This is a genomic window from Serratia sp. MMO-28, assembly GCF_037199905.1.
GTDB classification, from domain to species: Bacteria; Pseudomonadota; Gammaproteobacteria; order Enterobacterales; family Enterobacteriaceae; genus Chania; species Chania oryzae.
On sequence record NZ_JBBCVB010000003.1, the window covers coordinates 136,972 to 155,561 of the forward strand.

General features: G+C 57.0%; 13 protein-coding genes. 5 read left to right on the plus strand and 8 right to left on the minus strand.

Annotated features, from left to right (window positions below):
* Positions 1-75: 75 nt before the first annotated feature.
* Positions 76-1,038: a Fe2+-enterobactin ABC transporter substrate-binding protein gene (gene fepB, locus WG891_RS03755; protein ID WP_337262828.1), complete on the plus strand. Its 963-nt coding sequence runs from the start codon at positions 76-78 to the stop codon at positions 1,036-1,038.
* Here fepB and entS read toward each other — a convergent pair.
* The gene (gene entS / locus WG891_RS03760; RefSeq protein ID WP_337262829.1) at positions 1,025-2,281 is read right to left on the minus strand and encodes an enterobactin transporter EntS; all 1,257 of its coding nucleotides are present in this window, start codon (positions 2,279-2,281) and stop codon (positions 1,025-1,027) included. The two genes, fepB and entS, sit on opposite strands and share 14 nt — an antisense overlap.
* Positions 2,282-2,429: 148 nt before the next feature.
* Between entS and fepD the strand changes: the two genes are divergently transcribed.
* The 3 genes from fepD to WG891_RS03775 are packed head-to-tail and all read left to right on the plus strand — an operon-like array spanning position 2,430 to position 5,315.
* Positions 2,430-3,491, plus strand: a complete 1,062-nt coding sequence (fepD, locus tag WG891_RS03765; protein ID WP_337262830.1) for a Fe(3+)-siderophore ABC transporter permease — start codon at positions 2,430-2,432, stop codon at positions 3,489-3,491.
* 1 nt (position 3,492) lies between these two features.
* Positions 3,493-4,518 carry an iron-enterobactin ABC transporter permease gene (fepG, locus tag WG891_RS03770; RefSeq protein ID WP_337262831.1) on the plus strand — a complete coding sequence of 342 codons (1,026 nt, stop codon included), beginning with the start codon at positions 3,493-3,495 and terminating at the stop codon, positions 4,516-4,518.
* A complete protein-coding gene (locus WG891_RS03775; RefSeq protein WP_337262832.1) occupies positions 4,515-5,315 on the plus strand; it encodes an ATP-binding cassette domain-containing protein in 801 nt (266 codons plus the stop codon). Before fepG ends, WG891_RS03775 begins: the two co-directional genes overlap by 4 nt.
* Positions 5,316-5,351: 36 nt before the next feature.
* Here WG891_RS03775 and WG891_RS03780 read toward each other — a convergent pair whose 3' ends face one another.
* The 3 genes from WG891_RS03780 to fes form a co-directional block, all read right to left on the minus strand.
* Entirely contained in the window at positions 5,352-9,245 is a 3,894-nt protein-coding gene (locus tag WG891_RS03780; protein WP_337262845.1) for an enterobactin synthase subunit F, read from the minus strand.
* A 63-nt stretch (positions 9,246-9,308) separates the two neighbouring features.
* Positions 9,309-9,515, minus strand: a complete 207-nt coding sequence (locus WG891_RS03785) for an MbtH family protein (RefSeq protein ID WP_337262833.1) — start codon at positions 9,513-9,515, stop codon at positions 9,309-9,311.
* A 10-nt stretch (positions 9,516-9,525) separates the two neighbouring features.
* A complete protein-coding gene (gene fes / locus WG891_RS03790) occupies positions 9,526-10,872 on the minus strand; it encodes an enterochelin esterase (RefSeq protein ID WP_337262834.1) in 1,347 nt (448 codons plus the stop codon).
* 258 nt (positions 10,873-11,130) lie between these two features.
* Here fes and WG891_RS03795 point away from each other — a divergent pair, with 258 nt between their 5' ends.
* Positions 11,131-13,365, plus strand: coding sequence for a TonB-dependent siderophore receptor (locus tag WG891_RS03795; protein WP_337262835.1), 2,235 nt, complete (start codon positions 11,131-11,133; stop codon positions 13,363-13,365).
* A gap of 262 nt (positions 13,366-13,627) precedes the next feature.
* On the opposite strand, the gene WG891_RS03800 is transcribed toward WG891_RS03795, so the two are convergent.
* The 4 genes from WG891_RS03800 to WG891_RS03815 all read right to left on the minus strand — a co-directional run bounded on the left by WG891_RS03800 (position 13,628) and on the right by WG891_RS03815 (position 18,548).
* Positions 13,628-14,242 (minus strand): LuxR C-terminal-related transcriptional regulator, encoded by a 615-nt coding sequence (locus WG891_RS03800; protein WP_337262836.1) that lies wholly within the window; start codon positions 14,240-14,242, stop codon positions 13,628-13,630.
* Between the two features lie 196 nt (positions 14,243-14,438).
* Positions 14,439-15,068 (minus strand): response regulator transcription factor, encoded by a 630-nt coding sequence (locus WG891_RS03805; RefSeq protein WP_337262837.1) that lies wholly within the window; start codon positions 15,066-15,068, stop codon positions 14,439-14,441.
* 233 nt (positions 15,069-15,301) lie between these two features.
* A complete protein-coding gene (locus tag WG891_RS03810; protein WP_337262838.1) occupies positions 15,302-17,365 on the minus strand; it encodes a TolC family protein in 2,064 nt (687 codons plus the stop codon).
* A 4-nt stretch (positions 17,366-17,369) separates the two neighbouring features.
* Positions 17,370-18,548, minus strand: a complete 1,179-nt coding sequence (locus WG891_RS03815) for an HlyD family type I secretion periplasmic adaptor subunit (RefSeq protein WP_337262846.1) — start codon at positions 18,546-18,548, stop codon at positions 17,370-17,372.
* Positions 18,549-18,590 lie beyond the last annotated feature (42 nt).

An 18,590-nucleotide genomic window follows, 5' to 3' on the forward strand; every position in this document is an offset into this window, starting at 1 on the left:
CAAAATCGGCGTATACACTTTTTGATTTCATTCATTAAAATGATAACCATTAACATTTAACCCGAGATTCCGACAATGATACCTACCTTGCGATTCGGTCTGGCGCTGTTCGGCTTGTTGGCGCTGGGCATAGCTCAGGCATCCACCACAGCAGAATGGCCACGCAGCCTTACCACCCCACACGGCGTGGTGACCCTCAGCCACCCACCGCTGCGGATTGTTTCCACCAGCGTCACCGTCACCGGCACCCTGTTGGCCATTGATGCCCCGGTGATCGCCAGCGGAGCCACCAGCCCAAACAACCGGCTGTCGGATCGGCAGGGCTTCTTCCATCAGTGGGGTGAGATCGCCGCCCAGCGCGGTGTGAAGCGGTTATACATTGGTGAGGCCAATGCCGAAGCGATAGCCGCTGAAGCCCCAGACCTGATTGTGATGTCTGCTACCGGTGCCGATTCCGCACTACGGTTGTACGATCAGTTATCGGCCATCGCCCCGGTACTGGTGGTGAATTACGACGACAAGAGCTGGCAGGAACTGGCGCAGATACTCGGCCAGGCAACCGGGCATGAGGCCCAGGCTGAGAAAGTGGTGGCTGAGTTTGCCGCACGGGAACAGGCGCTAAAACAGCGGATGACGTTGCCCCCGCAGCCCACATCGGCGTTGGTGTTACGCAGCGATGGCAAAAACGCCAACCTGTGGACCGCCGATTCTTCGCAGGGGCAACTGCTGCAACAGTTAGGTTTTACCCTGGCGACGCTGCCGCCGAAGCTCAACGCCAGCACCAGTCAGGGAGTGCGCAAAGACATTGTTCAGCTAGGGGGAGAAAATCTGGCACAGGGCCTGAATGGCCAGACCCTGCTGCTGTTTGCCAATGACGAAACCGACGCGCAGCGGCTGATGAGCAACCGCTTTCTGGCGCATCTGCCCGCGGTAGAAAACCAGCGGGTTTATGCGCTGGGCAACGACACATTCCGCCTGGATTACTACAGCGCCAGCAACCTGCTGGCACGTCTTGAGCAATTATTTATTTCTCAGTAGCTTCAGTGGCGGGTTGCAGCCCGCCACTGCCCACCTGGCGCAAACCGCGCATGGCAAATGCCAACACCACCGCCAGCAGCACAGCGCCAAAGCCAAAGCTGGTTGAGGTCATTTCCGGCAGCATAAACACTCCCATGGTGCCCAACAGCAGTGCCCCAAGCGCATCACCGACCACGTTCTGGGCGGTCCACAGCCCGTTGATACGGCCAAGAAACGCATCCGGCGTCAGGTTCTGAATCAGCCCGTATTGCAGCAGAGAGTTCAACGCACTGAGATAGCCAAAGGCCACCAGGCACAGCAATGCCATACCATACCAGGGCATCAGGCCAAACAGCCCGATGGCGGCAAATGCGGCGATCGCCGTCAACAGCATCACCCAACCCGGCCGGGCAACCTGCGCCACTCGCCCGCTGGTGAAAGCACCGATCGCCGCCCCCAGCGGTACGGCGGCATACATCAGGCCCAAATGCCCGGTGCTGACATGCCACATGCCAGATATCGCCGGGTACAACACCCGCACCGCACTGGCCATGGTCAGCAGCGCGCCGACCAGCGCCACCATACCGATCACTTTATTTTGCAGCAAAAAGGTGAAGCCGCCGATCAGGGCACGCAGCGGATGCTCACGCGGCTGCGGTGGCGGCTGCAACTGCGGTAAACGCAATAAAGGGATCAACGTCAGCACCGTGCCTAACGCCGCCAGGCCGTAGTTCCAGGCGACACCGGCGCTGGCGATCACCGCACCGCCCATCGCCGGTGAGAGGATCGAGCCAAAACGCACGGTCAGCATACTGATGGCTCCGGCCTGCACGATATTCTCGCGCCCCACCAGCGCCGGTGTAGCGGCCAGTAAGGCGGTCACGCCCACCGCACCAAAGAAACCGTCCCACACCGCCAGCAGATAGATCGCGCTCAGAGAGGGTGCAGGCAACGCCGCATTCACACACAGCCCGACAAAACCGATGCCGCAGGTGGAACGAGCAAACAGGATCAGGCGGCGGCGCTCATAGCGATCGGCCAGCACGCCTCCCATCAGCAAGCCGGCAAACATCCCGCTGCCTGCCAAGGTCACCGCCAGCCCGACCAACAAGGTGGAACCGGTTAACGCCTGGATCTGTACCGGAATAGCAATCGCCATCAGGCCGAGCGCCAGAATCGAAATAAAACGGGCGCAAAATACCGCACGAAAGGCCGCATTGGTTTTCAGCAGGCCAAAATCGAGCAAAATAGAGGGCTTATTCATCTTGTTATCACCACAACCTCATTCCGTTATGCAGCTTAAAACTCATCAGGAACAGCGCTAGTGCTGCTCGGGCTGCTATGCTACCATAGATAAATACAATCAATAATGATAATAAGTATCATTTATATTCAATTGATAATGGGCTGTCATGTTCCGGCTTACTCACAATTGCTCCCCCCCGTTACCGGCCCAGTCACTGGGCTTATCCCGTTCATGCTGGCCGCGCCTGCTTGGGCTGCTGTGTGCCGTTGCCTCTCTGCTGTTAATGGTGATGCTCAGCCTGTCGTTAGGGGCGAAATCACTCCCCGCAGCCACCGTGCTTGAGGCGCTGAATGGGCAATGCGCCACTGCCGACTGCATCATCGTGACCGAAGCCCGCCTGCCCCGCACGCTGATCGGCGTGTTGGCCGGTATGGCCCTCGGGCTGGCCGGTGCGCTGATGCAAACCCTCACCCGTAACCCGCTGGCCGATCCCGGCATTCTTGGGGTTAACTCCGGTGCCGGTTTCGCGGTGGTATTAGGGATCACCTTCTTCGGCGCAACCGACGTTAGCCACTATCTGTGGTTCGCCTTTGCCGGCGCCCTGTTTGCCTCATTATTGGTGGCGCTGGTCGGTGCGCTGGGCGGCAGCCGCCTCAGCCCGGTTCGCCTGACGCTGGCCGGGGTGGCGCTGGCGGCAGTGCTGGAAGGCTTGTCTTCCGGCATCGCCCTGCTCAACCCACAGGTGTTCGACCAACTGCGTTTCTGGCAGGCCGGTTCCCTCGACATTCAAAACATGGCGGTGGTGCGCACCGTTGCCCTGCCGATCCTGTTGGGGACAGGCATTACCCTGTGGCTGACCAAAGCGCTGAACAGCCTGAGCATGGGCAACGAACTGGCAGCCGCGCTGGGCACCGGCATTGTGCGCACCCAGTTGATCGGCCTGCTGGCAATTACCTTGCTGTGCGGCGCAGCAACCGCTGCAGTAGGCCCGATCGCCTTTGTCGGGCTGATGATGCCGCACATTGCCCGGCGGCTATCGGGGCCGGAGCTGGGCTGGATGCTGCCCTGGACTCTGGTGTTAACGCCGATTCTGCTGCTAGCAGCCGATCTGCTTGGCCGCTTTCTGGTGCCGGGCGAATTGCAGGTTTCTATCGTGCTGTCGCTGATTGGCGCGCCGGTGCTGATTATGCTGGTACGCCAGCGCCGTATGTTCCGGCGGGGAGGATAGGATGAGCGTGCTGGTTTCTCGCTTGGCGATCGCCAAAAAACCACGGCGGCTGGCGCGCCCGCTGGTCACCGCCCTGCTCTTGCTGTTCGCCTGCCTGGCATTGGCGGTTTACGCCCTCGCTTCCGGCACGCTGCCGCTCAGCGCTATGCAGGTGCTGGACGCTCTGCGCGGCGAAGGCCCGGCGAATCTGGCGGTGATCGTTACCCAGTGGCGCTTGCCGCGGGTTGCGATGGCGCTGTTGCTGGGGGCGGCGTTGGGCATCAGCGGAGCCATCTTTCAGTCGTTGCTGCGCAACCCGCTCGGTAGCCCAGACGTGATCGGTTTCAATACCGGCGCTTACAGCGGTGTACTGGTGGTTATCGTGCTGTTTAACGGCGGTATTCTCGGGATCACCTCTGGCGCGCTGGCCGGTGGCTTGATCACCGCCGGGGTGATCTACCTGCTGGCCTGGCGCAACGGCGTAGAGGCTTTCCGCCTGATTATTGTCGGTATTGCGGTGCGCGCCCTGCTGGTTGCCCTTAATACCTGGATGATCGTCAGCGCCTCGCTGGAATCGGCGATGACCGCCGGTTTGTGGAGCGCGGGCTCACTCAACGGTATCTCCTGGGCGAAAAGCCTGCCTGCCGTGTTGGTGATCGTGCTGGCGGTGATGCTGTTGGCCGCGCTGGTACGGCGCATGCGGCTGTTGGAAATGGGTGATGATACCGCCCGTGCGCTGGGGGTGGCGGTCGAGCGTTCGCGCCTGCTGCTGTTCTTGGCCGGCGTGCTGCTCACCGCAGCGGCAACCGCCGTGGCTGGCCCGATCTCGTTCATTGCCCTGGTAGCGCCGCAGATCGCCCGCCGCCTGTGCGCCAACCAAAGCCTGTTGCTGCTGACGGCCTTAACCGGCGCGTTGCTGCTGTTGGCCGCCGATGTCGCCGCCCAACGCCTGTTTATGCCCTACCAGTTACCGGTCGGGGTTCTGACCGTCAGCCTAGGGGGCATTTATCTGATCTGGTTATTAATCCGCGAGTCGCGAAAAAAATGAATGCTGAAAACCTGTTAGCTGCGCCACTGCGCGCCGAAAGCCTGACGCTGAGTTACGACAAAAAAATCGTTGCGCGCGATCTGTCAGTGTCCATTCCGCACGGTGAACTGACGGTGATTATCGGCCCTAACGCCTGCGGTAAATCCACGCTGTTAAAAACGCTCAGCCGCCTGATGCAGCCACAAGCCGGTTCGGTATGGCTCAACGGCCAGCAGATCCGTGATTACGCCACCAAAGAGGTCGCCCGCCAGCTTGGGTTGTTGCCGCAAAGCTCGATCGCCCCCGGTGATATTACGGTGTTCGATCTGGTCGCCCGTGGCCGCTACCCGCATCAGCGGTTATTCAGCCGCTGGCGGGAAGAAGATCAGCAGGCGGTTGAGCAGGCGATGTGCTCTACCGGGGTGGCGCAGTTGGCCGATCAGCCGGTGGATACCTTGTCCGGCGGGCAGCGCCAGCGGGTGTGGATCGCCATGGTTTTGGCACAGCAAACTCCGCTGTTGCTGCTGGATGAACCCACCACCTGGCTGGATATCACCCATCAGATTGAGCTGCTGGAACTGCTGCGCCAGTTGAATCGAGTGAATGGCTATACCCTGGTGGTGGTACTGCACGATCTCAACCACGCCTGCCGCTATGCCAGCCATCTGATCGCCATGCGCGACGGTAAAGTGGTGGCCGAGGGCGCACCGAAAGATATCGTCACCCCCGAGTTGATCGAAAAAGTGTATGGGCTGAAGTGCATGATCATTGACGATCCGGTTTCGCATACGCCGTTAGTCGTGCCGTTGGGGAAATAGTTCGTCGGCCCCGTTCACCCGGGCCGACGTTCCGCACTATAGCGCTCTCAACAGGCGGTTCAGCAACGGCCCCAGCACCTTGAACGACGCCGGTGAGACAATATCCACATGCGCGCAATCCAGCTCATGCACCTGCAACGCTTCAACATATTCCGCCCAGGTCTGCTGCACGTTCATACCCGCCTGCAGCGTGCGTTTCGCCACAAACAGCGTTGCTCGCCCTTGGAAACGGGCGGTATGGGTATGCGACAGCAGCCGCACCGAATCGGCATAGTTGGCTTCGATATGATCAAACATCGTCCCCTGTGTAGCCCCCAACGCCTCTTCCGACACCGCCATGAACTGCTCGCGTTCACGCTGCACCTCTTTCAGCACGTTGTCGTCCAGCATCACGTCCCAGTTCTGGGTTTCCGGCGGATAGGTATCCAGCAGCCCCAGAAACGCCACCTGTTCACCACGTGCCTGCAAACGGGCGGCAATCCCCTGCGCCAAGGTGCCCCCTAGCGAATAGCCGATAAAGTGATACGGGCCGTGCGGCTGCACTTGCAACACCGTCGCCAGATGCACATCGCATACCTGATCCATATCCTCACCCAGCGCCAGCGGGCCATCCGGCCGTGGGGACTGGATCCCCACCAGCGACCAGTGCTGATCGATATAACGCGGCAACACGCTGAACTGCCAGGAGAAACCAGAAGCCGGATGCAGGCAGAACAGCGTCGGCCCATCGGTGATGCGCAGCGGCAGCACGCTGTCGAAACCGCAGCGTTCGGCCTCTTCCTGCGTGCGATCTTCCGCCAGCAATGCCGCCAGTTGCTCCACGCTTGAAGCGACCATCACCTGCCCCACCGCGACCGCTTTCCCCAAATCGCGCCGCAATTCGGCGGCCAAACGCATCGCCAGCAGCGAATGCCCGCCCAACGCGAAGAAATCATCGTCGGCAAACACCTGTTCCCGCTGTAACAGGCGAGCAAATACTGCCGCGATGGCGCTTTCCAGCCCCGGCTTAGCCACGCGCCCGGCCTTTCTGGCGGCGGTTTGCGGCTGCGGCAGCGCTTTGCGATCGAGCTTACCGTTAGCGCTGAGCGGCAACGCCGCCATTTCTACCAAAGCGACCGGCACCATATGGGGCGGCAAACGCTCTGCCAAGGCGGCACGCAGGCTGGCAGTATCCAGAGCCACGTCAGGCTGGGCCACCAGGTAACCCACCAGTTGCCGGGCATCACCGCCCAGGGCATCGGCCACGCTGTTTTCCAGCACCAGCGCATGGGTCACCGCCTGGCTGACCCCCGGCAGTGACAATAAGGCATGATCGATTTCGCTCAGCTCAATGCGCTGGCCGCGGATTTTTAGCTGATCGTCGCTGCGCCCCAGATATTCCACGCTGCCATCGGGCAACCAGCGGGCCACATCACCGGTGCGATACATACGCCCGCCGTTGCCCTGCGGATCCGCCACAAAGCGGCTGGCGGTGAGATCCGGCCTGCCCAGATAGCCCTGCGCTAATTGCACCCCGGTGAGATAGAGATCGCCCGCCACGCCCGGCGGCACGGGCTGCAGGCGGGCATCCAGAATGCGCAACCCGGTATTCCATACCGGCAGACCGATCGGCACATTGGCACCGTTCACCGCTGCCAGCGGCTCGCCCCAGGCCGGATGCCAGGTAACGTCCACCGCCGCTTCCGTCGGGCCATACAGATTGTGCAGCGGCACCGCCGTGCGGCGCTGCCACAGGCGGCACAGCTCGGCAGGCAACGCCTCACCGCTGCAGAACACCTGGCGCAGCGGTTGACAATCGGCGATCGCCCGTTCGCTGTCTAACGCGCCGACAAAAGCCGCCAGCATCGACGGCACAAAGTGCATCGTTGTCACCCGGTGGTGCGCAATCAGCGCCAACAGTTGCTGCGGATCGCGATGCGCCTCCGGCGGAGCCATCACCAACTGCGCCCCCACCATCAGCGGCCAGAAGAATTCCCACACCGAGACATCAAAGCTGCACGGCGTTTTTTGCAGCACCACATCGTTCGCCGCCAGCGGATACTGATGCTGCATCCATAGCAACCGGTTGACGATCGCCTGATGCCCCACCAGCACGCCTTTTGGCCGCCCGGTGGAGCCCGAGGTAAAGATGATATAGGCCGGATGATGCGGCGTCGGGCCTTGGATATCGAGAGATACCGCCGAGGTTGTCAACGGCGCATCGTACAGCAGCACTTCCCCTCGCCCGGCAAAGCGCGACAGTTGGGAGGGTTCGGTAATAATCAGCCGCGGTGCCGCGTCCTCCAGCATCATACCGAGGCGCTCATCCGGGTAGCCGGTATCCAAAGGGAGATAAGCGGCCCCGGCTTCAACAATCGCCATCAGCGCCAGCGACAAAAATACCGAGCGCGGCAGTGCCACGGCGACGATATCCCCCGGTTGCACCCCTTGCGCCACCAGCCGCCCTGCCAGAGCACGAACCTGTGCGCGAGTTTCGCGGTAATTGAACTGGTAGTGGCCATCGGCCAGCGCCGGGGCATCTGGCGTTTTATCAGCCTGCTGCGCCAGCAAAGCGCTGAGGGTCTGCGGTGCAATCGGATAGGCGGTGTCGTTCACTCGCGCCAGCAAGGCGTGATCTTGCTTGGTCAGCATATCAACAGCGCCGATCGGCAATTCAGGCCGTGCCGCAAACTGGCGCAGCAACAGTGGAATACGCTGTAAATGCTGCTTTAGCTCTGCATACTGATAACGTTCAGCGTTAGCCAGCAGTTCAATCTTCAGCGTACCCGCTTCATCAATAAACAGCGCAATTTCCAGGTCACGTACCGGTCCAGAGGCCAGATCGTGGGTAATACCCGCCATGCCGTTAAAATTGAGCTGGTAGTCGAACATTTTGAAGTTGAACACCGTGCCATACAGCGGTTGCGCATCCCCTACTCGCCCTAAATCCCGCTGTACCTGTTCGGCGTCATAGCGCTGATGGCGGCGAACCCCTTTAAGCTCGCGGCTGATGTGTGCCGCCAGCTCGGCCAGCGTGGCATCATGATCCACCCGCATCTCTACCGGCAACACGTTGATCACCGGCCCGGTGGCGCACAGCGCTGCCGACCCCATGCGGCGCATAAAGATAAACCCGGCGCTGAAGCTGGGCTGGCCGCTCAGGCGCGCCACCCAGAGCGCGACCAGTGCCATTGCCATATCCGCCGCATTAAGCTGCCGTTGCTGACCCGCAGCCACCAAGGAGGCAAAATCTTCTGCCGCACAAATTTGTGCCAAGCGGTGAATACGGGTAGAAGGTGCCTGCCCGGCCAAAGGTTGCGGGCAAAGGGTGGCGGGCACCGGCAGTTGGCGCGCCTTGTTCAGCCAGAAATCAGCGTCACGCTGATAGCCCGATGATTGCTGATACTGCTGATATTCCGCCACCACATCGCTAAACGGCGTAAAAGGCGTGGGTTCAGGCAACTGATGCTGGCACAGACAGGTATAAATATTGGCAATACGGCGCGCCACAGCGGTAAAACTGAAGCCATCCACCACCAAATGGTGGTAACGCTGATACCAAAAGAAGCGTTCGTCGGATAGCTGCATCAAAACGTGCCGATACAGCGGTTTGCCGCTGCTGACCCGCAGCTCGGCGGCCAGATCGATCTGCATCAGCGCATGCGCCGCCGCATCGGCATCGGCAGACGCACGCAGGTCCAGCCATTCGGCAGGGATGATCGGTAGCGTGCTGTCGTACCACTGCATCGGCACGCCGTCGCGCTCGGCAAAACGCAGCCGCAGGGTATCCACTTCCGTTAGCCCCTGCGCGATAGCCTGCAGCAGTTTATCTTTCTCTAGCGGGCCGTTCAGTTCAATGTAATGCGCCACCGCATAGGCATTGCCGTGCGGTGAAAGGTGATCGGCAACCCAAATTCCGGGCTGCGCGGCAACCAACGGCAGTTCAACCATCACCTGTTGTTCGCCGGGTAAAAGAGAGGTTTCTGACACCGTATTCACTCCTGTTGTCGGTCATCACGCCTTACGCTGTGATGCGGGCCGCATGTCTTGCCAATGTTGTTCCAGCCAACTGACGCATTGCCCACGGGATGCCGGGCCAAAAACGCGGGCCCACCCCGCCGGGACGGCGCTGAAATCCGGCCACAGGCTGTATTGCTGCTGCTCGTTGCACAAAATAAGGCAACGCTGGTTTTCATCATCGAAAGGGTTCAGGGTTTCCATCATGAGTTCCTTATGCGTGCAGGGCGCTGGCCGGTTCGGAAGCTGCAAGGGTTGCCGGTGTCGCCCAGTGCGCCTGTAAGCCATCAAGCAGGCCACCGCGCCAGCACAGCGCGTCGTGCCCGCCTTCCACCACCCGGTATTGCACCCGATGCCCGGCAGAGCGCAGCAGATCGGCCATGCGATCGCTCACCTGGTGGATCAGCTTTTCATGCACTCCAGCCTCCATAAATACCCGCAGCTTGCCGTGCGTCCCCAACCGTTGTTGTTCCAGTTGGCGCATCAGCCAGCAGGCATCGTCAGGCTGCGTAGGCAACTGCAACATATCGCGCCGTGGCCACCAGAAAGAGCCGGACTGGCTGATCGCCGCACCAAAGCGCTCGGGCCAGCGCAGCCCCGCATACAGCGATGACAACCCGCCAAAACTTTGCCCGGCAACCACCGTGTTAGCGGCTTCCGTGCTGTGCGCTGCCCAACAGGCCACCTGCGGCAACAATTCTTCCTGCACCGCCAGCCAGAATTCATCGTTGCAGGTCAGTTCCTGCGCGCGGTGTTTTTGGTCAATCACATCAATCAGCAGATATACCGCTTCTGGCAGCTTGCCCGTGCGGGTCAATTGCATCAGCGGATCCCAAACCGGCATCTGCTGCGCCCAGAACTGGCCGTCCAGCAAAATAGCCAGTGGCCGGGTAGCGGGCTGGCTTTCACCGGTGGAATACACCCAGACGTGGCGCGAGGTGCCCAGCCGCTGGCTGTGCCAGGTATGCCGTTGCAGTTTGGCTGGAGGGGCTGGCGTGCAGCGCCCGCTGGCAATGGCGTAGCGATCAAAATCACGCCAGGCTGGCTGTTGCGGCGCCTGCGGCATATGCAAACCAGAGAGAAAGTGCCCGCTGGCATCGGCCCAGGCGCGGTAAGGGTTGAGCAGATCCGCGCTGGCATTGGCAAACACCCGCTGCCACCAGTGGCGAACGCGGTGCATGTTGGCATGGGCATCGTCGTCGCACTGCGGGAGCGGGCAATCGTCCATACAAGGAATAAAGCAGTAGCTGCCGCGCCAGTCGGCATTCAGTTCCAACTGCCAATACCAGACGTCTGATCCACAGAGCCGCTGCAGGCTCTGCGGCGGCGCAGGCTGATGATGATCGGTGAGGCAGTTGATATGGATCCAGACGCGCCGATAGGCCGAGGTAAACTCACATCCTTGCGGATCGCGCCAGAGAAACGTGACTTTCCAACGCCCACTTTCCAGCGGTTCTACCAAGGGTGTGCCGCGCCGCGCGATGTCTAGCCACCAACCGTGGCTTCCTGCATGTTTACTCGCGAGTAACCTACTGCTTTCTGGCTGTTGTTCAGTTTTCAAAACACCCACTCACTGTGTAGCTGGCATAGCCTGTCATGCCAAAACAAACGGTAAGTTGAATACTATTGATAATTATTTTCATTTGCAATAGTGTGTAAAAGTTCGTAAGTCGTACCGGCATTCTTCAACAGGGATGGATGCCAACCCATTGAACGGAAACCCTCTGCCGGGTTCCGTTGTGACTTTGACCAACACCATAAAACGACAACCAGCCCTTCTGCCGCAGAGCAAAGAGGGTAGCCAGGTAGGAATTTCAACATGAATCGCACGTTATCACGTTACTCTTTAGCCACACTCATCGGGTTAGGATTAGGCACGTCTGCATTGGCACAGCCAGAAGAAAGCGACCAAGAAAGCGCGGCTGAAGACACCATTGTGGTCACCGCAGCCAAACAGAATCTGCAGGCTCCCGGCGTATCCACCATTACCGCCGAAGAAATCAGAAGACGCCCACCCGCACGTGATATCAGTGAACTGATCCGTACCATGCCAGGGGTCAACCTCACCGGAAACTCCACCAGCGGCCAGCGCGGTAACAACCGCCAGATCGATATCCGCGGTATGGGGCCGGAAAACACGCTGATCCTGATCGACGGGATGCCCGCCAGCAGCCGCAACGCGGTGCGCCAAGGCTGGCGCGGCGAGCGTGACACCCGTGGCGATACCGCCTGGGTGCCGCCGGATATGATCGAACGCATTGAAGTGCTGCGCGGCCCGGCAGCCGCCCGCTATGGCAACGGCGCAGCCGGTGGCGTGATCAACATCATCACCAAGCAAACCAGCAAAGAGCTGCACGGCACGCTGAACGGCTATTTCAACCTGCCGCAGCATAAGCAAGAAGGCGCCACCAAGCGCACTAGCTTCAGCCTTTCAGGCCCGCTGAGCGATCAACTGAGCTTCCGGCTGTTTGGCGGTTACAGCAAAACGCAGGCCGACGCCTGGGATATCAACCAAGGGCATCAGTCGGAACGCACCGGCAGCTATGCCAACACCCTGCCCGCAGGCCGTGAAGGGGTGATCGACAAAAATATCGATGCCCTGCTGCACTGGGAGTTCGCACGCCTGCAATCGCTGGAATTCCAATACGCCTACGGGCGCCAGGGCAACCTGTACGCCGGCGATACCCAGAACACCAATACCAACGCGCTGGTCCAGAGCAACTACGGTAAAGAAACCAACCGGATTTACCGCACCACCTATGCACTCAATTATCGCGGTGCCTGGGACAGCGGCGTCAGCACCACCAACTACCTGCAGTTTGAGCGCACCCGCAATACCCGCTTGGCCGAAGGGTTGGCCGGGGGAACCGAAGGCATTTTCTCCAGCGACAGCTTCAATACCACCCGGCTGGATGACCTCCTGGCACACAGTGAAATCAGCATTCCATTCGAGATGTGGGTGCCGCAAACCGCCACTCTGGGAACCGAATGGAACCAGCAGAGGATGAAAGACCCCTCTTCTACCAGCCAGTCGCTGGCGGAAGGTGGCAGCATTCCTGGGGTGAATACCACTAACCGTGACCCTTACTCCTCCGCCAACATCTTCTCTCTGTTTGCCGAGAACAACGCCGAAGTGACCGACAGCACCATGCTGACGCCGGGCTTACGCTTCGATCACCATTCCGAAGCCGGTGATAACTGGAGCCCCTCACTCAACCTGTCGCAGGAGTTGGGCGATAACTTTACCCTGAAAATGGGCATCGCCCGTGCCTACAAGGCACCTAACCTGTTCCAGAACAACGGCAACTACATCCTGTACAGCCGTGGCCAAGGCTGTGCGGCCAGCGCCGGAGCCTGTTATCTGATCGGTAATGACGATCTGAAGGCGGAGAACAGCGTCAATAAAGAGGTCGGGCTGGAGTTCCATCAGGAAGGCTGGCTGGCAGGTGTCACCTACTTCCGTAACGACTACCGCAACAAGATCGAGGCTGGCTATACGCCAACCGGCACTACTACCAATGGTAAAACCGATATTTACCGCTGGGAGAACGTGCCAAAAGCGGTGATCCAGGGCCTGGAAGGGACGCTGAATGTGCCGGTCAGCGAAACCGTCGCCTGGAACAACAATGCAACCTATATGATTGAGAACAAGAATAAAACTACGGGGGATTATCTGTCGATCATTCCGGAATTCACCATCAACTCAACGTTGAGCTGGCAGGCCACGCAGGATCTGTCGATGCAGAGCACCATGACCTGGTATGGTCGTCAGAAGCCGAAGAAATACAACTATAAGGGTGAAGCGGTTAGCGGCAGCGAGAAGCGCGAAGTCAGCCCTTACGCCATCTTTGGCCTGAGCGGCACCTACGCCTTCAGCAAGAATATCAGCATCACTACGGGTATCGACAATCTGCTGGATAAACGCCAGTTCCGTGCCGGTAATGCCCAGACTACGGGGAATGCTACCACCGGAGCCTATATGTATGGCGCAGGTGCAGCAACCTATAACGAACCAGGTCGTACCTATTTTATGAGCGTGAATAGCCGATTCTAAGCGGCAATGGGTGTATACCCAAAATAATTCGAGTTGCTTCTAGGCGGCAACTGAATGAATCCCTAGGAGCTTACTCAAGTCAGTGACTAGGGTGAGTGACAAATCTGCGCAAGCAGATTTGAACGCTGCTTGCAGCGGCCCCGAAGGGGCGAGGCCCAATATGGGCCGAGTAACGCAGCCAACACCCAAGCAACTTGAAGTATGGAGGGTATATAAACGCTGCTCCTTCCTGATTCAGGGAAGGGGCCAGCCACAACAATCCTCACGTCAGCGCATTCAGGTTAACAATGCTGTTCAGGTGACCGACGTTCAACTTACGCAGCGCATTCACTTTGTGAGCGCTGATGGTTTTCTGATTAACTGAGTATTTCTTAGATAAGTAAGCGGGTTTCCGCTGTTTAATCAATCCGATAATAATTTCTCTTTCTCTCGGTGTCAGAATCAGGGTGCATGACGGAGAATCACTGAAAATATCCCTAGAAGTAAGAATTTTTCTTAAATCCGTCGTCATATTCGCTACCGTTTGGTCAATTGCAGCACAATACCCCTCTTTTCTGCACAAGCCTGAAATAAAATAGCCGAGTGCAAAGTGATGAGGTGAAGTTAAAAAAATCATTCTGCTGGAGAAACTGGCATAGCGTATTGCCTCTTTGATTTTTAAAATACTTTGCAAACTTATCTCATTAAACAGATCGTCAGCACAGATGATAAAGTCTATAAAAAGGCGACTTTTCTCAAAAAAGTCATCAGAAACTACGTTGATTTTCTTTCCAGATGATAATTGCATATTGCTCAACATGCTGCCCAACGCCAGACGAGTGAATACGCATTGAGTGACGATCAAAACATTAATGGCCCTATTCGATGTTATTTTCATATCAATCCCATTGATAATCTCTATTTATCCCCCTACAGATATATTAATAAAGAGAAAACGCAAATAACATAAGAAAACAAAAAAAAAGCCTATAAGAAAACCACTATTTTAAATCAATAAAATAAGAAAAATACACAATTATTAAACTTAGCCATAAATATTAACTCACTCTCAAACGTTCACCCTGAGTGACTATTCACAGCAGTTCATTTCTTTCCACATAGCTTAGCATGTCTATCACCGATTTTACGCCAAGCTTTGCCATAATGCGGGTTTTGTAAGTACTCACTGTTTTTTCACTGATAAAAAGCTGCTCGGCTATCTCTTTATTTTTATAACCTTTTACCAAATACCGCAGGACACTGATTTCACGGGCAGTCAGCGAATGTGCAACCCCGCAACTCTTACCGGAGGCTGCCATGTCCGACACATTGCTTAATACCTCTGCGGAAAAGAACAGGTAGCCTTTTAACACATGCTGCACAGCAAAGAGCAACTCTTCGACATCCTTACCTTTGCTGATGAATCCGTTAGCCTTGGCCTCAAGCGCTCGCAGCGAATAGACCGATTCATTCTTGGAAGAAAAAAAAAGCGACTTGATCCCAGGGTACTCCATTTTGACTTTTTTCAATAATGAAAAACCGTCACCGCCCTGAAACTCGACATCCGTAATGATCAGGTCAATATGATGCTGATTCACAATATCCAAACTGTGCTGGCTACTGGCAGCAACATAAACGTTTTTAAATGCATCAGACTGCATCAAGAGTGATTTTATCGCAGCTGATATTGTGGGGGATTCATCGATAACCAGTACGGAATACATATAATCCTCCATTATAATAGCTGGGTTAATTGTTGAGGGGTAAATCCCTTAGAGATCATCAAAAGAATGTCACTTCCAGAGCAAAGATATTAATAGATGAATGGGAATAGATTCATCACATCTGTAGCTAAACGCATCAGTAAGGTGAAAAAAGCACAGCCCTTTTCACCTGGTCACTTATCGGGAAAAGATTGTCCATTCACCCAGGTTAAGCTTAATCCTAAGGCCTGAGGCTATTTATCGATCCAGTTCAACAACATCGCCGCACTGGCAATCACGTTAATATTCGCGATATAGCCATCATAGCGGTTGTTGATCGCAGATAATTGATTATTAAAATGATCGTTCTCCGCCGTCAGCACATCCAGCAGCGTTCGTTTGCCCAGGTTATACCACTGGTCATAAAACATTTGCCTGACCCGATCGGTTTCCACTGATAAACGGTCAAAATCCTCTGCGCGCATAAATGAAGAATCGCGCGTCTGGACCAGATTGTTAATCTGGTACTCCAAGTCGCGATAGGCCACTTCATATTGTTGCTGGGCACCGTTCGCTTTGGCACGCGCGGCCATCTGCGCCGCGGTTTGCGAACCGCCGCTGAACGCATTCCATTGAACATTCAGCCCGGTATACCAGCCGGTTTCATCACCATTGATATTCTTTGCCGTATTCTTGGAAACCACCCAATTCAGCTGCGGCAAACCCGCCGACTTGATGCTGTCTGCTTCATATTCGGCAACCTTGACCTGCGCCTGTAACTTCAGCAGGTTTGGGTTCTTGGCCAAAGACGCTATCGCCATTGACGCGGGCATCACTGAATCTCGCCAAGAGATATTCTCAGGCAAATTCGGTTCGACACCCAACAGGCGTACCAGCCTGATACGGCTGGTACTGACCTGGTGCTCAATATCGTCCAGGCTGGCACGGGCAGAAAGCAGCTTGGCTTTGGCCTGGGTATACTCACTGGCACGCCCGCGATCCACGGCGGTAATCTGCGATAACATATCGGCCAGTTGCTTCATACGTTCAACATAAGCCAGTGCCACCTGGCGGCTTTCCTGATAACGCCCCAGATTCATCAATTCTGATAAGGTACTGTAGGCTAATTGCTCTTTGGTGTACTTCTGCGCATTCACCGCCGCGGTGACGCCCTCTTCTGCGCTATCGATCTGATGGCTGATCTTGCCCCAGTCATAGATAGGCGTCGTGATGGCAACCGAGCCGCTGGTATCACTCGCTTTCGCGTTGTTGCGCTGCAGATCGGCATTTCCCCCCTGCGTGCCTAACGGGGTTGATACTCCGACCTGAACCTGCGGCCAGCGCTGGCCTTTTGTCTGGTCAACATAATAACCCGCCGCCAGCACATCAGCGGCAGAGGCGCGTATTTCCGGGCTGTGCGCCAAGGCCAAAGACACCATCTGGCGCAGAAAAGCACGTGACGGATTATTGCTTTTGCCCGCGTAAGCCTCGTTGGCCATATCGCTCAGGGTGCGCTTGCCGCTCTCACCGCCAATTTCGCCATTCCAACGCACCTTGCTATACGCCGGATCCGGCTGGTACTGCTGTTGCACCGCCGGGAACTGGGCATCATTATTTCTCAGCACCGCCTGGCTGCTCCCCGTCGGGGTTTCCGTTGCGATATTGGCCTTGGCCCGCAGTTCGTTGCGGTTTACCAATACCGGCTGATTACCCTGAATGACCGAAACCGCAGAGGCGCTGCTGCCCACTGGCGTGGGCAGGCTCTTGCGCTCAGCGTTGCTGATGACGGGGGCTTCGGTACTCTTAACCGGCACCGGTGGCTCAATGCGTGTCATCGCTGCGTTGGGGATAACGGGCGTAAGCCTGTGGCTATCCGGCGTAGTGCTGCCGCTGAAGATTTTACCTGATTGCCCCCTTTCATCTTGGCTGGCAACAACCACAGGCTGAGCGTTACCCGCCAGTTCGTCATTGCTAAACTGCGGGGGAGCTTCTGTTCTCACCGCTGGCGCAGGGGAAACCGGGCGTTGCGCGGATGCCGGCGTGTGTGAGTTATCCATCGCCACCAAGTCTTTCAGAAACTGCGGAGCCTCTTTGGGAGCTGCCGCACTCTGCCCGGCATCTTGTGCCGCATCTTCCGCCGCTGGCTGTTCGGTATGGAATAATGTCATGTACTCCTCCTGCGTCAGCATCGGCGGCAATGCGTTAATATCCTGTTCCCCTAAAGCAGGCTGTATCACTGCCAACGTCGAAAAGGGTAAACAGATAGCAATTGCCATGGCCACATTTAACCGGCGAAACTCCCTGTGCTTACGCGCCATTAGCTTATCTCTCCCTGAATGCTTCACGTGCTTTTAATACCGGTTTCAATATGTAAGACAGGATGGTTTTTTCACCTGTCCTGATCTCGACGTTAGCCACCATGCCGGGAATGATCGGGAAGGTTTTATCCTTCACATGGAGTGCAGCCTGGTTAGTACGTACATACACACGGTAATAGGTCGAGTCACCACGGCCGGAGCGCGCTTTCTCTTCATCAACCAAGGTGTCCGAACTCAAATGCTCCACTACGCCGGTTAATCCACCGTAAATGGCGTAGTCATAAGCGGTGATTTTGACCGTGGCAGGTAAGCCCGGGTGAATAAATGCCACATCCGCCGGTTTAATCTGCGCTTCAACCAGCAGGTTATCTTCCAGCGGAATAATCGTCATGATTTCTGCTCCCTGCTGGATTACGCCCCCTCGGGTCGTGGTGCGGATGTTATTCACCGTTCCGCGTACCGGGGCGACAATGGTGGTGCGCTGCATCACGTCCTGGCGGCCTCGCAGGATTTCCTCCGCCTGAGCCAGCTCTGACTCCTGCTTGTTCAGTTCACTGTTGGCATCAGAGCGGAAACGGTTGGTGCGTTCAGCAATCTGCAATTGGAACTCATTGGCCTGCCGACGCAGGCGCAGAATTTCCACGTCAGAAACCAGCCCTTTCTTGGCCAATGGTGCGGAGAGCTGCACTTCATTTTCCGCCAGCGACAGGCTTTTCTTCAGCGCATCAACGCTCTCATTCAAGGTTCTCAGCTGGGCGTTATAGGCCTGGGTTTCATCATTCACCAGGCTTTGAACCGCCATGACCTCCGGCGGAAATACCAGTTCGGTGCCATAAGATTGGGCACGCAAGCGCGCTATCGTGGCCTTAAGCCCCAGCACTTTCGACAATGACTCGCCATAGCTGGATCCCGCACGCGTCGGATCCATCTTCAGCAGCACCTGGCCTTTCTCGACGATGTCACCTTCACGCACGTTCAGCTCTTCCAGGATCCCCCCTTCCAGGCTCTGGATCACCTGTTCACGGCTGGCAGGAATAATTTTTCCATCGCCGCGGGTAATTTCCTCCACGCGGGCGAAATGTGCCCATACCAATGCCACGCCGACCACCAGTGCGATGATATACAGCATGATCATGCTGAACGGTGTCTTTTGCGAAATTAACGCCGCCTGCAGATCATTCATAAACCGCAGGTCTTCAGGATCTATTTTCCCACTGTGCTGATT